Below are 21,046 nucleotides of genomic sequence, written 5' to 3'. Positions count from 1 at the left end.
GGTACTCCCGCCTTTATAGCCAATGATACGCGCATATGCCCGCTTTGCGAGTACGCGCTTGAATTGTAAGGCCGTGTCGCCAAGGGCGGCATATCAAAACAAGTGAAGGAGATACCCAGATGAGAGAGGCGAGGCACGGTTGGGTGCCAGTGGGGGAAGCGAAGATCTATTATGAGGTGACTGGAGCGGGGGAGCCCCTGGTGTTGCTGCACGGCAACGGGGAGAACCTCTGCTATTTTGATGAGCAGGTGCCAGCCTTTTCACAGCGCTATCGGGTAATCGCAATCGACACCCGCGGGCACGGGCGTTCCACCCGGGGAAGCGGCGCATTCTGTTTTGAACGGTTCGCGGACGACGTCGCCGCGGTGATGGACGAGCTGGATGCGGAAAAGGCGCATCTTTTGGGCTTTTCAGACGGGGGCAACATTGCCCTCGCGTTTGCGCTGCGCCATCCGGCGCGCCTGCGCTCGCTGATCCTGAATGGAGCCAACCTCGATCCCTCTGGTGTGAAGCGCGCCATACAGCTCCCGGTCACGGCGGGTTATTACGCGGCGCGCGCATTAGGCGCTGTCTCCAAAGAAGCGCGCAAAAAGAGCGAGGTGTTGGGCCTCATGGTGAAATATCCCCATTTCAAGCCGTCGCGCCTGTCGGCTGTCCATGTGCCCACACTGGTGATCGCTGGAGAGCGGGATATGATCCGGCCCGAGCACACCGAGCTGATCGCGCGGTCGATCCCCGGTGCGCGGCTGGAAATCGTGCCCCGGGCCGACCACTTTGTCGCGGCCAAAATGCCGCAGATCTTCAATGCGATTGTGCTGGACTTTTTACACCGGCTGCCCACTGCGCAGCCTTAGAGAATCGAGGCGGAACGAATGACGGAAAAACTGTTTTACCGGGAGACCGGCGCGGTCGAGTTTACCGCGCGGGTAACCGGATGCGACGCGGTGAAGGAGGGGTATGCGGTCACCCTCGACCGCACCCTCTTTTATCCGGAGGGAGGCGGCCAGCCCGGCGATACCGGCCGGCTGGGGGATGCGGTGGTTCTGGATACACGCGAACAGGGCGAGGAGGTGGCGCACATCACCGACCGGCCGCTGCCGGTGGGAGAGACGGTGCAGGGCGAGATCGACTGGGCCCGCCGCTTCTCCATGATGCAGCAGCATACGGGGGAACACATCGTGTCCGGCATTGTGCACCGCCTGTTTGGGCTCGATAATGTGGGCTTTCACATCGGACGCGACGCGGTGCGGGTGGACTTCAGCGGCCCGCTGACAGATGAACAGCTCCGCGAAGTGGAGCGCCGCGCCAACGAGGCGGTGTTTGCCAACCTGCCGGTGCGCTGCGATTACCCCGACGGCGCGGCGCTCGCTGCGCTGGATTACCGCAGTAAAAAGGAGCTGACCGGCGCGGTGCGCATCGTGTCCGTGCCAGGTGTGGACGTATGCGCCTGCTGCGGCTTACATGTGTCGGCAACCGGATCGGTGGGCCCCATCAAGATCGTGAGCTCCCAGCACTATAAGGGCGGTGTGCGCATCCTGCTGCTGTGCGGCGCGCGGGCGATGGCGGATTACGCCGAAAAGACCGGCAGCGTGACCGCGATTTCCAACCTGCTTTCGGCCAAGCCCGGCGAGGTCGCGCTTGCGGTCAGGCGCGTCTGCGATGAGAACGCCGCACTGCGCCAGAAGCTGTCCGCCCTGCAAAATCAGTGGATGGAGCTGAAAGCGGCTTCCCTGCCGGAAGGGGAGAGGAACCTTTGTCTGCTCGAGGAGGGCTTGCTGCCGGATGCCCTGCGCCGGTTTTGCCTGCTGCTCACCGGCAGGTGTACCGGCGTCGCCGCGATCCTTTCAGAGCGGGAACCCGGACAGTTCCAGTTTGCCTTGGGCAGCGCCGCGCGCGACGTGCGGCCGCTGTGCAGAGAGCTCACCGCGCGTTTTTCGGGGCGCGGCGGCGGTTCGGCTGAGTTGGCCCAGGGTACGCTGGCCGGTGCGTGGAAAGAAATTGAGGCATTTATCATTGATTTGGAATAGAGGAGGGCGGATATGGCACAACAGCTCAATACCCTGGGTCTCGCCCATCGCTTTCTCGCAAAGCAGATCAAGCCGGGCGCTTTCTGTATTGATGCGACGGCCGGCCGGGGCGGGGATACCGCTTTTTTGTGCGGGTTGGTCGGTCCCACCGGGCGGGTGCTGGCTTTTGATATCCAGGAGGATGCGGTGAAAAGCACGCGCGAGCGGATCGAGACTCTGGGGTACGGGGCCGTGGCACAGGTGGTGCACGCCTGCCACAGCCGCATGGCGGATTACGCTGATCCGGGGAGTGTGGACGGCGTCGTCTTCAACTTCGGCTGGCTGCCCGGTGGGGATCACCATATTTTCACCAGGCCCGAGACCAGTATTGCGGCAATTCAGTCGGGTTTAGAGCTGCTGCGCCCAGGCGGCGTGATGTGCCTGTGCATCTATGCCGGAGGAGTTTCAGGCTATGAGGAGCGGGATGCGCTGCTGGAGTTTCTGCGCGGCATAGATCAGAGGCGTTATACCGTACTGCTCAGCCAGTTTTGGAACCGCTTGAACGATCCGCCGATCCCGGTATTTTTGTGGAAAGAGGCATGATAAAGCGAGCTCTTGGAGAAAACTTCTTCAAGGGCTCGCTTTATCAGTTGTGCTGAAAGAATTTTCGGTAACGCAGCGGCGGCAGGCCAAAGCGCTCTTTAAAGCTGCGGCTGAGGTGGAACTGGCTGGAAAAACCGAGCTGCTGCGCGATATCCTCGATGGGAAGCATGGTGTTTTCCAGCATCTGCCGCGCGGTGTCGAGGCGGATGTTGCAGATAAACTGCTTGGGGGAGATTTCCCGTGTCCGATAAAACAGATTTCTCACGGTGCGGTCATTCATCTGCAAATAGGTGCAGAGTTCCGCGACTGTCGCTGTGCGCAGGTTTTCACGGATATATTGTTCAGCCAAGCGCACGGTTTTGGCGTATTTGGAGCTGTCCTTGGAGAGATAGGCCTGGTTGAGCAGAGTGGCGGCTGAGATAAACAGGCTTGAAGCGATATCCCAGCGGCCGGTTTTGGAATTGGCAAGGCTCTGCTCAAACAGCGCCAATACAAAATCATTGGCAGGGATATTGTAGACAACGTCCCCCTCGCCCAATGAGGACGGCGGCGGGCCGGGAAATTCAAACCACCAGAAATGCCACACATCCTGTTCGCATTGGTAGGAAAAATTCTCAGTGGGCCGCATAAAGACATAGTCCCCGCGCGATACGGTGAATTCGAGCTCGTCGTAGCGAATAAGCCCGCTGCCCAGGATGGTATAGACAAAGTAGGTTTTGCCGGGGGTCACCGGCTTGCGGGGGGTGCAATAAGAGGTGTCGCCGCAGATATAAAAGATGGTGTCCACCGCGATGCTAGGCGCCGGGAGCCTTCCCTCCCCGACACAGAAGTCAAAATACACACCGTTTCCCCCTTTTGTTGAATTCTATATATTTTAAAGATATCAGAATAAGAGCGAAAAAGCAATGCGTTTTCCGCGTTCAGGATGTATTTTGGCAAAAAGAGGCTGTCAAAGTGGATAATTAGGAAATAATACACAATAAATTTTGAATATATTTGACATCGATTTTTCCGATTTCTATATTTTTTTCCGATTTGTGCATTTCCATTTTGCCAGAAATGATGTATGCTGAGACCAAACAAGTAACAGAAATGGAGTGATGATCTCATGACATCAAAAGAAAGAGTGCTGATGACCATTCACCACGAGGAGCCCGACCGTGTGCCGGTCTGTGCGACCTATGTTCCCGAGGTGGCCGAGAAGCTGGCCGCAAAATATCATCCCGATGGAGATTTGGGGGTTGCACTGGGCAACGATATGGTGAAAATTGCATCCGGGCTGGAAAACAGCTTTTATTATAAGCCCGACCCGGAATACGTCTGCCCCTACGGCATCACCTGGAAAAATATCCGCAACGAAACCGGCCATTTCACCGAGATCTACAAGAGCCCGCTTGCGGGAGATCCGCAAAAGATTTACGACTATGTCATGCCCGATCCGACCCAGGCGACCGATGTGATCGAGGCAACCAAAGACGCGATCGCGCGTTACGGCAAGGAAAAATGGATCATCGGTTCCTGCCAGTGCAGCGTGTTTGAAGCCGCCTGGTATCTGCGCGGCCTCGACACCTTTATGATGGACCTAGCGATGGAGGAGGACTATGCGATCGCCCTGCTGGACAAGGTGATGCAGTATCCCCTGCAAATGGGCCTGCAGTTTATCGACCTGGGCGTCGATATGGTCTGGCTGGGGGACGATATCGCCACCCAGCAGAACATGATGATGTCTCCCGACATGTGGCGCGAGCACTTCAAGCCGCGTTACGCCGAAATGTTTGCGGCCTTCAAGAAGCGCAACCCCAACATCAAGCTGTGCTATCACTCCTGCGGCAATCTGCAGGCTGTGGTGGACGACCTGGTGGAAATCGGGTTGGATGTGCTCAATCCCATTCAGCCGATGGCGATGAACCCGGCCGAATTCAAAAAGCGCTTTGGCAGTAAGGTGACGATGTATGGCACTTTGGATGTGCAGCAGGTGATGCCGTTCGGTTCGCCCGAGGATGTGCGCAACGAGGTGAAAAAGCTGATCCACGACTGCGCGCCCGGCGGCGGATATATCCTCTCCCCGGCGCACCACATCCAGTCGGACACCTCGGTCGAAAATATAGAGGCATTCTATCAGGCGGCCCGCGATTTCGGCGCCTATCCCATCAAAGTCTGACAGCCAGCCTACGTCCCGGCCGCGCCTCCTCCTGCGCGCCGGGGCGTTTTTTTGCAGATTGGCTGCTTTTACTGGACAAATATCCGCGATCACGGTAGAATATCAACAGAGTTATGGATGGAGGAAACGATGATGAATCAAAAAGCATTGGTTGTTGTGAGCTTCGGCACCACCTACCCCGACGCGCTCTGCGCGATTGAGCATGTGGAGGAGCGCCTGCGGCGGGAGTTTCCCGACCGCGATTTTTACCGCGCCTTCACCTCCGGCATGGTGATTCGCAAGCTGCAGCGGGTGCAAGGGGTCTCGGTGGATACCCCCGAACAGTTGTTGGAAAAGCTGGCACAGCGCGGCTATACCGAGCTGCTCTGCCAACCCACCCATGTGCTCAACGGCTTGGAATACGACAAGATGTGCGCACAGCTCTCGGCCTTTGCGGGGCGGTTCTCCAGCATCCGTCTGGGGCGCCCTCTGCTCAGCGCGCAGGAGGACTATGAAATCTGCTGCCATACAGTGATGGAGTCGTTTCCCGCACTCGGAGAAGATGAGGCCTTGGTGATGATGGGTCACGGCACCGACCACTTCGCCAATGCGGCTTACAGCCAATTGGAGAACACCTTTCGTGCGTTGGGTTACGAGCGGGTGTACGTGGGCACGGTGGAGGGATTCCCCAGCCTTGACTATGTGATGCAGCGGCTGGAGAAGCGTGGAATCCGGCGGGTGATGCTCGCCCCTTTCCTGATTGTGGCCGGGGATCACGCAAAGAACGACCTGGCGGGCGACGAGGAGGATTCGTGGAAATCGGTCCTGGAGCGGGCGGGTTACAGCACCCGTGTGGAATTGCGCGGTTTGGGCAGCCTCGACGGCATCGCCGAACGGTTCGCCGAACATCTACATTGCGCGGAGCCCTTTGCTGGATAACAAAAAATGAGCGCCCCCACTTGGAAGAGTGGGGGCGCTCGCCCTATGCTACGCCGGGTTCATCTCGTTGAGGATTTTCATAAATTCATCGCCTGTGATTGTCTCCTTTTCCAACAGATATTGCGCCAGTTGATGCAGGGCGTCCATGTTGTCCTTGAGGATGTTGATGGCCTTTTCGTGTGCCGCCTTGATGAGGTCAAGCACCTCCTCGTCCACCTTGGCTGCGGTGTCGTTCGAGCAGATGAGCGCGGTGTCGCCGCCCAGGTACTGGTTTTGCTGGGTTTCAAGCGCCATCATGTCGAAGGTTTTGCTCATACCCAGCCGCGTTACCATCGAGCGGGCGATCTTGGTCGCCTGTTCGATGTCGTTGGCAGCCCCGGAGGTAAAGGTGCCGAAGATCAGCTCCTCAGCGGCGCGTCCGCCGGTGAAGGTCGCAATCTTGTTGAACGCCTCCTCGCGGCTCATCAGGTTGCGCTCGGTGTCGTCCACCTGCATGGTGTACCCCAGCGCGCCCGAGGTGCGGGGGATGATGGTGATTTTGTGAACTGGGGCTGAGTCGGTCTGTTTGGCCGCAACCAGCGCGTGGCCGATCTCGTGGTAAGCGACGATCTGCTTCTCTTTGGGGGAGATGACCGCGCCCTTGCGCTGATATCCAGCGATAACGGTTTCCACAGCCTCCTCAAAGTCGCCCTGTTCCACCCGGTCGCGGCCCATGCGCACAGCGCGCAGGGCAGCCTCGTTGACGATGTTGGCGAGCTCAGCGCCCGAGGCGCCCGAGGTCGCGCGGGCCACCGCGTTGTAGTCGATCGTATCCACCAGCTTGATCTTCTGCGCGTGTACCCGCAGGATTGCTTCGCGGCCGGCCAGGTCGGGCAGCTCCACAGGGATGCGCCGGTCGAAGCGGCCGGGGCGAAGCAGCGCGGGGTCGAGGGTCTCGGGGCGGTTGGTGGCGGCCAGGATCACCACGCCCTTGCTGCCGTCAAAGCCGTCCATCTCGGTGAGCAGCTGGTTGAGGGTCTGTTCACGCTCGTCGTTGCCGCCGATGCCGGCTGAATCGCGCTTTTTGCCGATCGTGTCGATCTCATCGATGAATACGATACAGGGCGCTTTTTCGCCCGCCTGTTTGAACAGGTCGCGCACCTTGGCCGCACCCATGCCCACAAACATCTCCACAAATTCCGAGCCGGAGATCGAGAAAAACGGCACGTTGGCTTCGCCCGCTACAGCCTTGGCCAGCAGGGTCTTACCGGTTCCCGGAGGGCCCACCAGCAGTGCGCCCTTGGGCATCGCCGCGCCGATCGCCTCATATTTGGCGGGGTTGTGCAGGAAATCCACGATCTCGGTCAGCGCCTCCTTGGCCTCGTCCTCGCCCGCTACATCTGCAAAGGTTTTGCCGGTCTGGGCCGCCACATAGATCTTCGCGTTGCTCTTGCCGAAGGTCATGGCGTTGCCGCCGCCCATCCGCTTTTGCATCGTGCGCATGAATAGCTGCCCGATCAATGTAAAGATGACGATCGGTAGAATCCAGCTGACCAGGAAGGACACCAGCGGGGAGGTTTTTTGCTGCACCACGTTGTTAAATTTGACGTCGTGGCTGAGCAGGCGCTCCCACAGGGTGTTGTCGTTCGGCCATACACCGGTCTGATAGACTGTCGTCTTGCCCTTCTCGTCGGGGACGGTGAAATAAATGTGATCGTCCTCCATCTGCACCTCCGCAACCTTGCCGTCCTCCACCATGTTGAGAAAGGTGCCGTAGTCGGTGGTCTCGACGCGCGGCTGGAGCAGCAGCGGGAAGATGAACGCATTGAGCAGGAACATCATCAACATCACAATAATGCAATAGTATATCAGGGGTTTCTTCGGGGTTTTTTGCTCTTGCATGGGGGAATCCCTCCTTAATTTGTCGGAAAAACTAGAATAATATGATTATAAATCAAAATTCGGTGGGTTTGATAGACGGATTGTGAAGATAATATTATAATATCCTTATATTTTAATAATAAGAAGAATGGGAATGGCCGCAGGGCAAGCAGATCGACATTGGCGGCGGCAACGGAATACATCGTGTCTATTACAAATGTTGGCCGGAATACAAGCACCAGGCGGAGGAAATCGAACAAGAAGAGCGTGAAAATCAGCGAAAAGGCTAAAATATTTTTTCAAATTCAGCAAAAAGCCCTTGACAAGCGAAAATCGGGCGGTATAATAAAGCCAAAATTACACAAGATGAATTTGTCATACAGCAAACAACGATGACGGGAAGAGTATTCTGGAATGGTAGCCACAGAGATTCGGCGCAGGGTGAGAGGTCGGAGCGGATTTCCAGAGGAAGAACATCCCCGAGTTGCCAACCGAAAGCGTGAGCGAGTAGACTTGGCCGCGGCGGCGCGTTACAGCCGGCAGGCATCGGTTCGCCACAGGGCAGCCTGTGCCGGTGAGAGAACCGCGCAAGCGGTTACATTGGGTGGTACCGCGGAAAGCAGAGCTTTTCGTCCCTTGAATAGTCAAGGGACGAAAGGCTTTTTTTGTTGCTTCGGGCCACAGAGAAAAAGGGAGGTTTTGTAAGATGAAAAGAACAGGCTATTGCGGGTCCTACCGGGAGGAAAACGTGGGGGAGGCCGTCACGGTGATGGGCTGGGTGCAGACCAAGCGCGACATGGGCGGCGTCATCTTCATCGACCTGCGCGACCGCGAGGGGACGTTACAGGTGGTGTTCGATCTGGCCAACCTCAGCCGTGAGGACTTCGCCCTCGCCGAGGGCCTGCGCAACGAATCGGTGGTGGCGGTGAGCGGCGTTCTGCGCCACCGCAGCGAGGAGACCTACAACCCCCGTATCGCCACCGGGGCGATCGAGCTCAAGGCCCAGCGCCTCTCGCTGCTTTCCCAGGCGCAGCCGCTGCCCTTCGCCATCGACGACGGCGCGCCGGTGCGCGAGGAGCTCCGCCTCAAATACCGCTACCTCGACATTCGCCGGCCGCAGATGCTCGCGAACCTCCGATTCCGCCATCGGGTGCAGAAGGCGGTGCAGGATTACCTGGATGCGGACGGCTTCATCGAGGTGGAAACCCCCATGCTCTGCAAATCCACCCCCGAAGGCGCGCGCGACTATCTGGTGCCCAGCCGGGTGCACCCCGGTTCGTTCTATGCGCTTCCCCAGTCGCCGCAAATTTTTAAACAACTGCTCATGGTGGGCGGTGTCGATAAATACTACCAGGTGGCCCGCTGCTTCCGCGATGAGGATCTGCGCGCCGACCGTCAGCCGGAGTTCACCCAGGTGGATATGGAGCTCTCCTTCGTCGAGCAGGAGGACATCCTGCAGCACCTCGAACGGCTGTTTCGCCACCTGTTCCAAACGGTGCTGGGGATCACCTTCGATCAGCCCTTCCCGCGGCTGAGCTGGCATGAGGCGATGGACACCTACGGCAGCGACAAACCCGACCTGCGGTTCGGCCTGCCGATCGTCGATATCACCAAAATTGCAGCCCGCTGCGGCTTCTCGGTGTTCCGCGGCGTCGCAGACAAGGGCGGGGTGGTGCGCGCCATCAACGTCAAAGGCTGCGCCGATTTCACCCGCACCGCCATCGAGGAGCTCACCGCCAAAGCGGTGGGCTACGGGGCCAAGGGCATGGCCTGGATCGCCTACAAGCCGGATGGGGAGATCTACTCGATCCTGACCAAGTACCTCTCGCAGCGGGAGTTGGAGGAAATCTTCGCCGCGGTGGACGCCAAGCCGGGCGACTTCATCCTGTTCTGCGCGGATCAGCTCGCCACCGTGCGCCGCACGCTGGGCGGCCTGCGTCTCGACCTGGGCGACCTGCTGGGGCTGCGCCGCAGGGACGACTTCCGCTTCCTGTTTGTCACTGATTTCCCGCAGTTTGAATATTCGGAGGAGGAGAAGCGCTGGGTATCCACCCATCACCCCTTCACCATGCCCTATCCGGAGGATTTGCAGTATCTGTTTTCCGACCCGGGTCGCGTGCGGGCGCAGGCCTACGACGTGGTGCTCAACGGCATCGAGCTGGGCAGCGGCAGTATGCGCATCTACCAGCAGGAGGTGCAGCAGCAGATGTTTGAGGCGCTCGGCTTCTCGGAGGAACAGATCGAGGAACGCTTTGGGTTCCTGGTCAACGCGTTCCGCTACGGCACCCCGCCGCACGGCGGCTTTGCGTTCGGCCTGGACCGGCTGGTGATGCAGATGCTGGGGGCTGATTCGCTGCGCGAGGTGATCGCGTTCCCGAAAATGAAAGATGCCTCCTGCCCGATGACCAGCGCGCCGGACGTGGTGGACGACGCCCAGCTCGAAATTTTGGGCATCGTCACCGGCGAGGGCGGCAAGCGCGGCCAGGAGCAGCGCCGGGCGGCCAAGAGAGGGCGGACGGCTGAGATCGATGTGGACAATGTGGCGAACCTTTCCCGCCTGACCCTCACCCTTGAGGAGAAGGAGAAAATGCGCGAGGAGATGGCCGCGATCATCGGCTTTGCCAACCAGTTGAGCGAGATCGACGCCGGCGACGTGCCGGTTACCGCGCATGTGCTGCCGATGAAAAATGTATGGCGCGACGACCGTCCGGTCCCGAGCTTTGGCCGGGACGAGCTGCTGGCCAACACCCCGAGCGTCGAGGACGGCTACATTTATGTGCCGCGCGTTGTGGAATGAGATGGAACGGGAGGAATCAGATATGAGCAAAATCACCGCGATGACGGTATCGGAGCTGAGCCGGGCGCTGCAAAGCGGGGAACTGTCCTCCGCCGAGGCAACCCGGGCTTACCTCGATCGGATCGAAACAAAGGACGGCGAGATCGGGGCCTATCTCACCGTGACCGCCGAGCAGGCGATGAAGCAGGCCGAGGCGATCGACGCGCGGCGCATCGCCGGGGAGGCGCTGCCGCCGCTGGCAGGCGTCCCGGCCGGAATCAAGGACAACATCTGCACCAAGGGGACGCTGACCACCTGCGCCTCCAAAATGCTGGGTAACTTCGTGCCGCCCTACAGCGCGACCGTGATGGAGAAGCTGGCGGATACGGTGATGTTGGGCAAGTGCAATATGGACGAATTTGCGATGGGCTCCACCACCGAGAACAGCTATTACAAGACCACCCGCAACCCGCGCGGCCTCGACCGGGTGCCGGGCGGCAGCAGCGGCGGCAGCGCGGCGGCTGTGGCGGCAAACGAAGCTGCATTTGCGCTCGGGTCGGATACGGGCGGTTCCATCCGGCAGCCCGCGGCTTTCTGCGGCGTGGTGGGGATGAAACCCACCTACGGCATGGTGTCGCGCTACGGGCTGGTGGCGTTCGCCTCGTCGCTCGACCAGATCGGGCCGCTCACCAGGGATGTGCGCGACAACGCGCTGGTGCTGTCGGCCATCGCCGGGCATGACCGCCGCGATTCCACCTCGGTTGACCGCGAGTACGGCGATTTCTCCGCGGAACTCGGGCAAGGGGTGCAGGGGATGAAGGTGGCCTTGCCGCACGAATACTTCACCGAGGGGCTCTCGCCTGAAATAAAAGATGCGATTCTCGCCGCCGCCAAGCGGTTTGAAGCGATGGGCGCGCAGATCGTCGAAACCTCGATGCCCACCATCAGCGCAGCGCTGCCCGCCTACTACATCCTCTCCAGCGCAGAGGCGTCCTCCAACCTGGCACGGTTCGACGGCGTGAAGTACGGTTACCGCGCCGAACATTACGGCAGCGTGGACGAGCTGTACAAAAATTCCCGCAGCGAGGGCTTCGGCCCCGAGGTCAAGCGCCGCATCATGCTCGGTTCGTTCGCCCTCTCGTCCGGCTACTACGACGCTTATTATAAGAAGGCGCTGCAGGTGCGCACCCTGATCGTGCGGGATTTCGAGCGCATCTTCAGCACCTGTGACTTCATCCTTTCACCGGTGGCCCCCACTGTGGCCTACAAGATCGGAGAGAAGTCCCACAGCCCGCTGGAGATGTATATGGGCGACGTGTACACCGTGCCCATCAACATCGCTGGGGTGCCTTCGCTCAGTTTGCCGTGCGGATGCGACCGCGACGGGATGCCCATCGGGATGCAGTTGATCGGCAAGGCGTTTTCCGAGCCGCGCCTCTACCGCGCGGCCTACGCCTTTGAACAGGATGCCCGGAAAGGAGGGGAGCGGGTATGAACACATCCGCCTATGAGATGGTGATCGGGCTGGAGGTCCATGTGGAGCTCAAGACCAGAACCAAGATTTTTTGCGAATGCTCCACCGCATTCGGCGCCGAGCCGAACACCCAGTGTTGCCCGGTGTGCATGGGGATGCCCGGCACCCTGCCGGTGCTCAACAAACAGGTGGTGCGGTACGCGGTGAAGGCGGGCCTCGCCACCCACTGCTCGATCGCCCGCTATTCAAAACAGGACCGCAAAAACTACTTCTACCCCGACCTGCCCAAGGCCTACCAGATTTCGCAGTACGACCTGCCGCTCTGTTCGGGCGGCTGGCTGGATATCGAAGGGGAGAATGGCCCCAAGCGAATCGGCATCACCCGCATCCACATCGAGGAGGATGCGGGCAAGCTGGTGCACAAGGAGGGCGGCGGCACCTTGTGCGACTACAACCGCTGCGGCGTGCCGCTCATCGAGATCGTGTCCGAGCCGGATATCCGCAGCGCAGCCGAGGCGGCGGCTTATCTGCGCAAGCTGCGCGCCATCATGTTATATGTGGGGGTATCCGACTGCAAAATGCAGGAGGGCAGCCTGCGCTGCGACGTGAACCTCTCGGTGCGCAAAAAGGGCAGCCAGACGCTCGGCACCCGCACCGAGATGAAGAACCTCAACTCCTTCCAGTTCATCCAAAAGGCGATCGAATATGAATTCCAGCGCCAGGTGGAGGCGGTCGAGGCCGGGGAAGAAATTGTGCAGGAAACCCGCCGCTTCGACCAGGCCACCGGCAAGACCTTCTCGATGCGCAAAAAGGAGGATGCGAACGACTATCGCTACTTCCCCGATCCCGACCTCGTTCCGATTGTGCTCAGCCAGGAGGTGCTCGCGGCCATCGGGGAGGAGATCCCCGAGTTGCCCGATGCGCGCAAGCAGGAGTATGTGGAGCGCTACGGCCTGACCGCCGGAGACGCTGAGGCGCTGGTGAACGAGCGGGCGGTGGCCGATTACTTCGAGGCGGCCGCGGCCAGCACCAAGGCTCCCAAGCTGCTCGCCAACCTCATCACCTCCGAGGTGTTCCGCCTGCTCGCGCCCGAGCAGACCGACATTCCGATCGCGCCGGAGCATCTGGCCACGTTGGCCGACCTCTTGGCCGACGAAAGACTGGGCAGCGCGGCGGGCAAAAAGCTCGTCTCCCTGATGTGGCATCAGGATGCGGATCCGGTCGGGCTGGCTGAGGAGCATCAGCTCTGGCAGATCAGCGATGAAGAGGCGCTGCGGCCGGCGGCACTGCGGGCGGTTGAGGAGAACGCTAGGGCGGCGGCCGACTACAAAAAGGGTAAATCCAGCGCGATTCAAACTTTGATCGGCCAGGTGATGCGCGCCACCGGCGGGCGCGCCAACCCGGTAGTCACCCGTGCGCTGCTTGAGAAGCTGCTCGAAGAATAAGACCCTTTGTGCCCCGCCCGGTATCGGGCGGGGCGTTTTGCTCGTTTTTCCCCATTTCCGGCTTGCCCGCCGGGTGTGCGGATGGTACAATGGAACCAATAAAGGGGGACGAATTGATGTTGTTAACATTTTTGGGCGCAGACCACGAGGTGACGGGCAGCTGCCACTACCTCGAGGTGTGCGAAAGGCGCATCCTGGTCGACTGCGGCATGGAGCAGGGGCCGGATGAGTACCAGAACCAGGAGATCCCGGTCAATCCGTCGGAGATCGATTATGTGCTGCTCACCCACGCGCACATCGACCATTCCGGCCTGCTGCCGCTGCTCTACGCGCGGGGGTTCCGGGGCGAAATCCACACCACCTCGGCCACTGCGGACCTGTGCGACATCATGCTGCGCGACAGCGCGCACATCCAGATGTTTGAGGCTGAGTGGCGCAACCGCAAAGCCAAGCGCGCGGGGCGGGAGGAGTACCAGCCCCTTTACGATATCGAGGACGCGCAGGGCGCGTTGGCGCGCTTTGTCCCGCACGAATACGGCGAGACGATCGACCTGTGCGAGGGGATTCGCATCCGATTTGTGGACGCGGGCCACCTGCTGGGCTCAGCGAGCATCGAGGTATGGCTGACGGAAGGGGAGGTCCGCAGGAAGCTGGCCTTCTCGGGCGATATCGGCAACCTCGACCAGCCGCTCATCCGCGATCCACAGTACATCACCGACGCCGACTATGTCGTCATGGAATCCACCTACGGCGACCGCAACCACGGCGGCCGGCCGGATTACGTCGCGCAGCTTGCGGCGGTGATCCAGCGCACCTTAGACCGCGGCGGCAACCTGGTGATCCCCTCGTTCGCGGTGGGCCGTACACAGGAGCTCCTGTACTTCATCCGAAGGATCAAAGCGGACGGTTTGGTCAAGGGGCACGACGGTTTCCCGGTGTATGTGGACAGCCCGCTCGCTGTAGAGGCCACCAACATCTTCAAGGAAAATGTCAAGGGCTATTTCGACGAGGAAGCGCTCGACCTGGTGCGCCGGGGGATCAACCCGATCGCGTTTCTGGATCTCAAGGTATCGGTCACCAGCGACGATTCCCGCGCGATCAATTTCGATAAAGAGCCAAAGGTGATCCTGTCCGCATCGGGTATGTGCGAGGCGGGTCGAATCAAGCACCACCTCAAGCACAACCTGTGGCGGCCGGAGTGCACCGTGCTGTTCGTGGGCTACCAGGCGGCGGGCACCTTAGGCCGTGCCCTGCAGGAGGGCGCACAGGCGGTCAAGCTGTTCGGCGAGACGATCGAGGTGCGCGCCGAAATCCAGCGGATGGAGGGCATCAGCGGGCACGCCGATCGAGCGGGTTTGCTGCGCTGGATCGGCGCGTTCGCCCAAAAGCCGCAGCGGGTATTTGTGGTGCACGGTGAGGACAGCGTCTGCGATATGTTCACCGCCTGCCTCGTCAACGAGCACGGATATCGCGCAGTCGCGCCCTACACCGGAGCGCGCTTCGACCTCGCGCGCGACCTCTGCCTGGACGAGGGCGTGAAGGAGCGCATCCGCCGCGGCCAGCCTGCTGCGCGCCGGGCATCCGATGTATTCGCGCGCCTGCTCGCTGCCGGCCAGCGCCTGCTGACCGTCATCAAACGCAGCGAGGGCGGAGCCAACAAGGACCTCGCCAAGTTTGCGGATCAGATCAATTCGCTCTGCGACAAGTGGGATCGATAGACTTTTAAGGAGAAACAGATGTATCGTTATTTTGTATTTGATGTGGACGGAACCCTGCTGGATACCGAGGAGATCTGCCTGACCGCCCTGCAGCGGCTGATTCGCTCGCGGCAGGGGAGAGAGGTGGCGCTGGAGGACTGCCGCTTTTCCCTGGGGGTGCCTAGCGGGCGGGTGCTCACCATGCTCGGGTTGGAAGCGACGTCCGACCTGATGGATGAGTGGAACGGCTATTACGATAAGATGCTCCCGTATGCCAGGACTTTCGACGGGATTCCAGAGCTGTTAGAGGAGCTTTTCCGGCGCGGCGTCCCCATGGGCGTTATCACCTCCCGCACCCGCGGGGAGGTGGAGACCGATCCCAGCCTGAGAAAGCTCAGCCACTACTTCGAGGTGATGGTCACAGCGGATGACACCGCTGAGCACAAGCCGTCGCCCGCGCCGATGCTCCACTATCTTCAGCGGACCGGAGCGCTGCCCGGCGAGACGCTCTATATCGGCGACACCGCGCACGACTGGGCTTGCGCACATGGCGCGGGGGTGGATTTCGCCCTCGCGGGCTGGAGCGCGGCGGACCCGTCGGGGATTGCGGCGCGTTATATCCCGCTCACCCCGGGGGAGCTGCTGGCGTTGGCCGCATCCCTGGTGGAGTGACCCCTTGGCGGCGGGTTTCGCCGGTTTTTGCTGGATATTTCCACTCCGTTGTGCTACAATAGAAAAAGTTGTCGCCCGGCGGCTTTCCGGGAGAAAGCGGGCGAAAAAACACAGCGAAGGAAGCGTGTGCGCATGAATGAAAACCGCAAGAGAATCGGTGTGCTGGATTCCGGGGTGGGCGGCCTGACAGTGGTCAAGGAACTGGAACGGCAGCTCCCGCACGAGGACATCGTCTATTTTGGAGACAACAAGCACTGCCCCTATGGCAACCGCACCGCCGACAACATTGTGGAGATCGCCCGAAGCACCATCGGCTTCCTGCGGGAGCAGGGGATCAAAGCGGTGGTGGTGGCGTGCAATACCACCTCCTCGCTGCTGCCGCGGTTCCAGGCGGAGTACCCCTTCCCGATCTTCGGCATCATCGGGCCGGTGGCGCGCGCGGTGGCGCGGCGCGGCCTCCCCGCAGTGGGGGTGATCGCCACGGAGCTCACCATCCGCACCGGGGCTTACGAGCGCTTGATCCATGAGAACGATCCGTCCATCGCGGTTTATAGCGAGCCGAGCCACAACCTGGCGGCGTTGGTCGACTGTGGCGAGTTCGACTTAGACGCCATCCGTGCGGAGGTGAAGGGACACCTCGACCATATGTTGGCCGCCTATCCGCTGGGGCATGTCCTGTACGGCTGTACCCATTATCCCATCGTCAGCGAGGTATTTGAGCAGGCCGCGCCCGGGGTGGAATTTATCAATCCGGCCTGCGCCCAGGTGGCGGCTGCCGCGGAATATTTAAGGAACAATAACCTCCTCAACGATACCGGGGGCGGTCGGTTCGACATCTATATGAGCGGTTCCGCTCCGGTCTATCAGGCGGTGCTGGAGCGGCTCGCGATCAAGACGCCTGCGGTGATCCATTCGGTCTAAAATAATAAAACGCCCGGACAGATGAAGCGGCTGCATTCATCCCCGGGCGATTTTCTTCCCCAGTTGGAGCGGTAAGCTCAGCTCTTGTCGGTCAGCAGATGGCGGTCGAGCAGACGGCTCAGCCCCGAAACCGGGATGCAGAGCAGGCTCCACAAAAACGTGTACAGCGGGCAGACCTGGCCGAGCAGGTTGCCGCTCATGTGCGAATAGTCCCACACGTTCCAACCGAGCAGGCGGTTGACCACGCAGCCCACGGTGAATTCCACCCCGGTGATCGAGGCCGCGCCGTACACGCACTTTTTCCACAGCGGGCGGCAGCGCCGGAAGATTCCGTGCAGTACCACAAAGCAGACGCCGCCGGTCAGCGCCATCGTCCAGTGGGTATATTTGCGCCAGAGCACCTCGATCAAAGAATAGCCGCTGCTTCCAATCAAAAAGAGCAGCATTCCGTTTCGCATCCGTTTCATTTTGCAACACCTCGAAGCTACTTTGTGCAGCGGCGGTGAAGATATGCGGATGCGGAACTGCTGACAATATTTTTCAGCGGCGCACGGAAAAAAACGGTGAAATAAGGCGCAATTTATGGTATACTAAGCCTTTGAAAAATAGTTGCAGCGGAGGGGTAGCCAATGACAGATTTGTTGGTTAAGTGGTTCATCAAGGATGCGGATCAGACTGAAAACAGCCGGGTGCGCGGGCGCTACGGGGTTCTCAGCAGCGTCGTGGGAATGGTGTGCAACATCTTCCTGTTCACGGTGAAATTTGTCTTGGGCAGCCTCTCCCGCAGCATTGCGGTGACCGCCGATGCATTCAACAACCTGTCGGATGTGGGCTCCTCGCTGGTGACGCTGGTGGGCTTCAAGATGGCGTCCAAGCCGGCCGACCGCGACCATCCCTTCGGGCATGGCCGCATCGAATACCTCAGCGGCCTGCTGATATCGCTGTTCATCATGCTGGTGGGCGTTGAAATCGGCAAGACCTCGCTCGATAAAATTTTGAACCCGGAGCCGGTGCAGTTCAGCATCATCGTGGTGGTCGGCCTGCTGGTGAGCATCGCGGTTAAGCTCTGGATGGGTGCGTTCAACAAGCGCCTGGGCAGGCGGATCGGATCGGCGGCCATGGAGGCCACCGCGGTGGACAGCATCTCGGATGTGTGCGCCACCGGCGTGACGCTGGTCTCGGTGGTGGCGGCCCGCTTCACCACCCTGCCGATCGACGGCGTGATGGGTCTGATCGTCGCGGTGCTCATCCTCTACGCGGGCTATGGGGTGGCGAAGGATACCATCGACCCCCTGCTGGGAGTCAAGCCCGACCCCGACCTGGTGAAAAAGATCGGCGACATGGTGCGCGCCTACGACGGCATCCTGGGCATCCACGATCTGATCGTACACGACTACGGGCCGAGCCGCCGGTTCGCCTCGGTGCATGCCGAGGTGTCGGTGCACAGCGACATCCTCGCCTCGCACGATATCATCGACCGCGCCGAGCGCGAGATCGCTGAGAAGCTCAACGTCGAGGTGGTGATCCACCTCGACCCGATCGAGACCGACTGCGAAAAGACCAATGAGCTGCGCGTCCTCACCCGGCGGCTGGTGCAGGAGATCGATCCTTCCTTTACCATCCACGACTTTCGCGCGGTCTACGGCGGGGCCCTGACCAATTTTATCTTCGATGTCAATGTTCCGGTCGAGACAGAGCAGAGCAGCGCGGAGATCAAAGAACTGATCGCCCGGAAGCTCAAGGAGATCGATCCCAATTATTACGCAGTGGTCACGGTGGATCGCGGCTACTGCTGATTACAATAGGAGAACCCTGTATATGGAGTTTGAATCTACCTTTGAACAGCTCACCCCCGAGCTTTCGATCTGCGTCACCCCCGACCACAAGTTCGGCACGGACGCTTTTTTGCTTGCGCACTTTGCGGGGCACCGGCGCAAGGATCTGGCCTGCGACTTGGGGTCGGGCTGCGGCATCATTCCGCTGCTCTGGTTCCGGAAGGACCCGCCCAGACAGGTGTATGCGGTGGAAATTCAGCCCAAGGCGATTGAACAGCTCAAGCTCACGGTGGAGCGCAACGGGCTGCACGGGCGCCTGCTGCCGGTGCTTGCCGATCTGAAGGCGTTGGACGGCCTGCTCCCGGCGGGTCAATTCGATTTGGTCACCTGCAACCCGCCTTATAAGGTCGCCAAGACGGGAATTCTCAGCGAATTGGACAGCGAGCGCATCGCGCGCCACGAGGTGCTGTGTACCATCCGCGACGTGTGCGCATCGGCGGCGCGGTTGCTCAAATTCGGCGGCCGGCTGTGTGTCTGCCAGCGCCCAGAGCGCCTGCCCGATGTGCTGGAGGCGATGCGCCAAGCCGGGGTGGAGCCCAAGCGGCTCCGCTTTGTGCAGCAGCGCGAGGGCTGCGCGCCCTGGCTGTTTCTGGTGCAGGGCAAGCGCGGGGCCAAACCCAGCTTGCAGGTGGAAAAGCCGCTGATCATCGAAGGCGGCGGGCGCGACGGCTTCAGCGAGGAGCTGCTTGAAATTTATGGCGGGGGGAAAGTGTGATGGCTGGGACGCTGTATGTGGTGGGTACGCCCATCGGCAATTTGAACGATATGACGCCTCGCGCGGTGCAGACGCTGTGCGCGGTCGATTTTATCGCCGCGGAGGACACCCGTGTGACCCAGAAACTACTCAACCACTTCGATATCAAAAAGCACACCATGAGCTACCATCAGCACAGCCGCGAGGCGGTGAGTGAACAGATTGTGGAGCGAATTTTGGCAGGGGAGAGCTGCGCGGTGGTGACCGACGCGGGGATGCCCTGTATCTCCGACCCAGGGGAAGATCTGGTGCGCCTGTGCGCGGAACGCGGCGTGGCCGTGGTCGTGGTGCCGGGGCCGTCCGCGGTGGTGTCCGCATTGGCGGTGTCCGGGCTTTCCACCGCGCGATTTTCCTTTGAGGGGTTCCTCTCCACCAACCGCAAAAACCGGCTGGAGCACCTCGAATCGATCAAAGGGGACCGGCACACGCTGATCTTTTATGAAGCGCCCCACAAATTGGTGAATACCCTGCGGGATTTGTTGGAGGCGCTGGGCGACCGGCGCGTTTCGCTGGCGCGCGAGCTGACCAAGCTGCACGAGGAGGTCATCCGCACCACCCTTTCCGGCGCATTGGAGCTTTATGAGCAACAGCCGCCGCGGGGCGAATATGTGCTGGTGGTGGAGGGCGCCCCGGAGCCCGCTCGGACCGAGCTCAGCTTCGACGACGCGGTCGAGCTGGTTCGCACACGGGTGCGAGGCGGGGAGCCGATCACCTCGGCCGCCAAGGAGCTGGCGAAGGAAACCGGATACAAAAAGGGCGACCTCTATAAGGCCGCGCTGTCGCAGGAAAATAATTGAATACAGAAAGCAAGCAGGTCACGGAGGACTCCCGCGACCTGCTTTTTCACTAAAATGGGTACATTTTGCCGGTTATTTTTCTTTTAGTTTGTCGATGGCCTCTTCCTTTGTGCCGGTGAAAAAAATATTTTTTCCACGATTGCTTTCATAGATAAAATCTTTTAACGGCTTGCTGGTATAGCGGGAATAGTCGCCGTACATCGCCACTTTAACCTGGTAGTTGATGAATTTCTGAAGGATTTCGCCGGCCAAGCCTGTGCTTAAAATGAAAAATTCATCTCCCATCGCTTCTTTGTTGATGACAATTCGGCGTACATCTGTCTGGTAACTCACACTTAAAATTAGATCCAGGGCGGATTGGACATCCACGATGACCGGTTTCTCGCTGAAAACGACCGCAATATTCGTGTCTCCTGCCTGGATAATATCAATCTTCATAGGTTTCCTCCACAGCCGGACAAGGCGTACCAAATTCAGTTGAGGCATAAAATTATCATATATTGTCTGTTTTGTCAAGCCTATTATGTCCCTTTTGAGGGCTGTCCAGCAAAAATTTCCTCACGTCCTCGGTACTCGCTTTTTATGATTTCAAACATTTCTTCGGGCGTTTCTTTGCAGCCGTTTTGTAGCCACAGCTTGATAATTCTGGTCAGTCCGCTCTTAAAAAACTCCATGTGGTACTCAATGAAACGACCGTCAAAATGCTTCTCTGCAAGATTGTAGTCATAGGCCCAAATCCTATATTTTTCATCGTATCCCAGTTTGAAGTAAGTGCGATAAAAAAGTTGATTTTCCACTATATGTTGAAATAGTATCAGATAGTTGTTGGAGTTAAATCCCTGCGTAACTTCATCTTTATATAATTCTGCAACCTGGGCTTCCAGCTTTTCCCGTATCGCGTCGGCCAACCCATATATATCCACATAGTTGGCGTAAAAGGTACTGCGGTTTAGATTTGCCCTTTTGCATATGTCGGACACGCTGATTTGATTTAGATCTTTCGTTTGCAGAAGCTCCACTAAGACCTGCTCAATTCTCTGCATGGACGCCCGTTTGCGCCTGTTATTTTTGGTATTCATGAAAATCCCCTTTAACCCAACATCTGTGTATATATTGTTGATTGCTTT

19 protein-coding genes and 1 other annotated feature are annotated in these 21,046 nt (G+C 59.5%); of the genes, 14 read left to right on the top strand and 5 right to left on the bottom strand.

The annotated features are described in order from the left end of the window. Positions 1 to 119 precede the first annotated feature (119 nt). Genes H8711_RS01700 through mnmM form a run of 3 tightly spaced genes read left to right on the top strand, consistent with a single transcriptional unit; the run spans position 120 to position 2,609 of the window. Positions 120 to 854: an alpha/beta fold hydrolase gene (locus H8711_RS01700; RefSeq protein ID WP_249281801.1), complete on the top strand. Its 735-nt coding sequence runs from the start codon at positions 120 to 122 to the stop codon at positions 852 to 854. An 18-nt stretch (positions 855 to 872) separates the two neighbouring features. After that, a complete protein-coding gene (locus H8711_RS01695) occupies positions 873 to 2,027 on the top strand; it encodes an alanyl-tRNA editing protein (RefSeq protein WP_249281800.1) in 1,155 nt (384 codons plus the stop codon). Between the two features lie 12 nt (positions 2,028 to 2,039). Then, positions 2,040 to 2,609, top strand: coding sequence for a tRNA 5-(aminomethyl)-2-thiouridylate-methyltransferase MnmM (mnmM, locus tag H8711_RS01690; protein WP_249281799.1), 570 nt, complete (start codon positions 2,040 to 2,042; stop codon positions 2,607 to 2,609). Between the two features lie 43 nt (positions 2,610 to 2,652). Here mnmM and H8711_RS14165 read toward each other — a convergent pair whose 3' ends face one another. Then, positions 2,653 to 3,450, bottom strand: coding sequence for a helix-turn-helix domain-containing protein (locus H8711_RS14165; protein WP_249281798.1), 798 nt, complete (start codon positions 3,448 to 3,450; stop codon positions 2,653 to 2,655). A 267-nt stretch (positions 3,451 to 3,717) separates the two neighbouring features. Between H8711_RS14165 and H8711_RS01680 the strand changes: the two genes are divergently transcribed. After that, positions 3,718 to 4,770, top strand: a complete 1,053-nt coding sequence (locus H8711_RS01680) for a uroporphyrinogen decarboxylase family protein (RefSeq protein ID WP_249281797.1) — start codon at positions 3,718 to 3,720, stop codon at positions 4,768 to 4,770. Positions 4,771 to 4,899: 129 nt separating this feature from the next. Beyond that, complete coding sequence (locus H8711_RS01675; protein WP_343274490.1) at positions 4,900 to 5,688, top strand: sirohydrochlorin cobaltochelatase; 789 nt, start codon at positions 4,900 to 4,902, stop codon at positions 5,686 to 5,688. 48 nt (positions 5,689 to 5,736) lie between these two features. On the opposite strand, the gene ftsH is transcribed toward H8711_RS01675, so the two are convergent. Next, positions 5,737 to 7,569 (bottom strand): ATP-dependent zinc metalloprotease FtsH, encoded by a 1,833-nt coding sequence (gene ftsH, locus H8711_RS01670; protein ID WP_249281796.1) that lies wholly within the window; start codon positions 7,567 to 7,569, stop codon positions 5,737 to 5,739. A gap of 362 nt (positions 7,570 to 7,931) precedes the next feature. Next, positions 7,932 to 8,188 (top strand) — a binding site (T-box leader). A gap of 66 nt (positions 8,189 to 8,254) precedes the next feature. Between ftsH and aspS the strand changes: the two genes are divergently transcribed. The 6 genes from aspS to murI all read left to right on the top strand — a co-directional run bounded on the left by aspS (position 8,255) and on the right by murI (position 16,533). Further along, entirely contained in the window at positions 8,255 to 10,345 is a 2,091-nt protein-coding gene (gene aspS, locus H8711_RS01665; RefSeq protein WP_249281795.1) for an aspartate--tRNA ligase, read from the top strand. A 22-nt stretch (positions 10,346 to 10,367) separates the two neighbouring features. Continuing rightward, entirely contained in the window at positions 10,368 to 11,819 is a 1,452-nt protein-coding gene (gene gatA, locus H8711_RS01660) for an Asp-tRNA(Asn)/Glu-tRNA(Gln) amidotransferase subunit GatA (RefSeq protein WP_249281794.1), read from the top strand. After that, positions 11,816 to 13,243: an Asp-tRNA(Asn)/Glu-tRNA(Gln) amidotransferase subunit GatB gene (gene gatB, locus H8711_RS01655; RefSeq protein ID WP_249281793.1), complete on the top strand. Its 1,428-nt coding sequence runs from the start codon at positions 11,816 to 11,818 to the stop codon at positions 13,241 to 13,243. The genes gatA and gatB overlap by 4 nt, the downstream gene beginning before the upstream one ends. Before the next feature lie 116 nt (positions 13,244 to 13,359). Further along, positions 13,360 to 14,961: an MBL fold metallo-hydrolase RNA specificity domain-containing protein gene (locus H8711_RS01650; protein ID WP_249281792.1), complete on the top strand. Its 1,602-nt coding sequence runs from the start codon at positions 13,360 to 13,362 to the stop codon at positions 14,959 to 14,961. Between the two features lie 18 nt (positions 14,962 to 14,979). Then, on the top strand, positions 14,980 to 15,612 hold the full coding sequence (locus tag H8711_RS01645; RefSeq protein ID WP_249281791.1) for an HAD family hydrolase: 633 nt from the start codon (positions 14,980 to 14,982) through the stop codon (positions 15,610 to 15,612). 132 nt (positions 15,613 to 15,744) lie between these two features. Next, positions 15,745 to 16,533 carry a glutamate racemase gene (gene murI / locus H8711_RS01640; protein WP_249281790.1) on the top strand — a complete coding sequence of 263 codons (789 nt, stop codon included), beginning with the start codon at positions 15,745 to 15,747 and terminating at the stop codon, positions 16,531 to 16,533. A 77-nt stretch (positions 16,534 to 16,610) separates the two neighbouring features. On the opposite strand, the gene H8711_RS01635 is transcribed toward murI, so the two are convergent. Next, positions 16,611 to 17,000 carry a putative ABC transporter permease gene (locus H8711_RS01635; protein ID WP_249281789.1) on the bottom strand — a complete coding sequence of 130 codons (390 nt, stop codon included), beginning with the start codon at positions 16,998 to 17,000 and terminating at the stop codon, positions 16,611 to 16,613. Between the two features lie 162 nt (positions 17,001 to 17,162). On the opposite strand from H8711_RS01635, the gene H8711_RS01630 reads away from it, so the two are divergent. From H8711_RS01630 to rsmI, 3 genes are read left to right on the top strand one after another with little or no spacing between them, the layout of a single operon-like run. Next, positions 17,163 to 18,329 (top strand): cation diffusion facilitator family transporter, encoded by a 1,167-nt coding sequence (locus H8711_RS01630; RefSeq protein ID WP_249281788.1) that lies wholly within the window; start codon positions 17,163 to 17,165, stop codon positions 18,327 to 18,329. Between the two features lie 22 nt (positions 18,330 to 18,351). Beyond that, positions 18,352 to 19,083 (top strand): tRNA1(Val) (adenine(37)-N6)-methyltransferase, encoded by a 732-nt coding sequence (locus H8711_RS01625; RefSeq protein ID WP_249281787.1) that lies wholly within the window; start codon positions 18,352 to 18,354, stop codon positions 19,081 to 19,083. After that, positions 19,083 to 19,919, top strand: a complete 837-nt coding sequence (gene rsmI / locus H8711_RS01620; RefSeq protein ID WP_249281786.1) for a 16S rRNA (cytidine(1402)-2'-O)-methyltransferase — start codon at positions 19,083 to 19,085, stop codon at positions 19,917 to 19,919. Before H8711_RS01625 ends, rsmI begins: the two co-directional genes overlap by 1 nt. Before the next feature lie 72 nt (positions 19,920 to 19,991). On the opposite strand, the gene H8711_RS01615 is transcribed toward rsmI, so the two are convergent. Next, positions 19,992 to 20,357 (bottom strand): DUF4180 domain-containing protein, encoded by a 366-nt coding sequence (locus tag H8711_RS01615; RefSeq protein ID WP_249281785.1) that lies wholly within the window; start codon positions 20,355 to 20,357, stop codon positions 19,992 to 19,994. Positions 20,358 to 20,440: 83 nt separating this feature from the next. After that, complete coding sequence (locus H8711_RS01610; protein WP_249281784.1) at positions 20,441 to 20,998, bottom strand: TetR/AcrR family transcriptional regulator; 558 nt, start codon at positions 20,996 to 20,998, stop codon at positions 20,441 to 20,443. Positions 20,999 to 21,046 lie beyond the last annotated feature (48 nt).

This window comes from Ligaoa zhengdingensis (genome assembly GCF_014384885.1).
Lineage (GTDB): Bacteria > Bacillota > Clostridia > Oscillospirales > Ruminococcaceae > Ligaoa > Ligaoa zhengdingensis.
The sequence above is the reverse complement of the archived record's forward strand: the minus strand, read 5'-3'. Positions and strand labels throughout refer to the sequence as shown.

Excerpts from the sequence above, each read along its gene's own strand:
- H8711_RS01700 (WP_249281801.1), top strand. The coding sequence starts at position 120 with ATGAGAGAGGCGAGGCACGGTTGGGTGCCAGTGGGGGAAGCGAAGATC.
- H8711_RS01695 (WP_249281800.1), top strand. The coding sequence starts at position 873 with ATGACGGAAAAACTGTTTTACCGGGAGACCGGCGCGGTCGAGTTTACC.
- mnmM (WP_249281799.1), top strand. The coding sequence starts at position 2,040 with ATGGCACAACAGCTCAATACCCTGGGTCTCGCCCATCGCTTTCTCGCA.
- H8711_RS01680 (WP_249281797.1), top strand. The coding sequence starts at position 3,718 with ATGACATCAAAAGAAAGAGTGCTGATGACCATTCACCACGAGGAGCCC.
- H8711_RS01675 (WP_343274490.1), top strand. The coding sequence starts at position 4,900 with ATGATGAATCAAAAAGCATTGGTTGTTGTGAGCTTCGGCACCACCTAC.
- ftsH (WP_249281796.1), bottom strand. The coding sequence starts at position 7,569 with ATGCAAGAGCAAAAAACCCCGAAGAAACCCCTGATATACTATTGCATT.
- aspS (WP_249281795.1), top strand. The coding sequence starts at position 8,255 with ATGAAAAGAACAGGCTATTGCGGGTCCTACCGGGAGGAAAACGTGGGG.
- gatA (WP_249281794.1), top strand. The coding sequence starts at position 10,368 with ATGAGCAAAATCACCGCGATGACGGTATCGGAGCTGAGCCGGGCGCTG.
- gatB (WP_249281793.1), top strand. The coding sequence starts at position 11,816 with ATGAACACATCCGCCTATGAGATGGTGATCGGGCTGGAGGTCCATGTG.
- H8711_RS01650 (WP_249281792.1), top strand. The coding sequence starts at position 13,360 with ATGTTGTTAACATTTTTGGGCGCAGACCACGAGGTGACGGGCAGCTGC.
- H8711_RS01645 (WP_249281791.1), top strand. The coding sequence starts at position 14,980 with ATGTATCGTTATTTTGTATTTGATGTGGACGGAACCCTGCTGGATACC.
- murI (WP_249281790.1), top strand. The coding sequence starts at position 15,745 with ATGAATGAAAACCGCAAGAGAATCGGTGTGCTGGATTCCGGGGTGGGC.
- H8711_RS01635 (WP_249281789.1), bottom strand. The coding sequence starts at position 17,000 with ATGAAACGGATGCGAAACGGAATGCTGCTCTTTTTGATTGGAAGCAGC.
- H8711_RS01630 (WP_249281788.1), top strand. The coding sequence starts at position 17,163 with ATGACAGATTTGTTGGTTAAGTGGTTCATCAAGGATGCGGATCAGACT.
- H8711_RS01625 (WP_249281787.1), top strand. The coding sequence starts at position 18,352 with ATGGAGTTTGAATCTACCTTTGAACAGCTCACCCCCGAGCTTTCGATC.
- rsmI (WP_249281786.1), top strand. The coding sequence starts at position 19,083 with ATGGCTGGGACGCTGTATGTGGTGGGTACGCCCATCGGCAATTTGAAC.
- H8711_RS01615 (WP_249281785.1), bottom strand. The coding sequence starts at position 20,357 with ATGAAGATTGATATTATCCAGGCAGGAGACACGAATATTGCGGTCGTT.
- H8711_RS01610 (WP_249281784.1), bottom strand. The coding sequence starts at position 20,998 with ATGAATACCAAAAATAACAGGCGCAAACGGGCGTCCATGCAGAGAATT.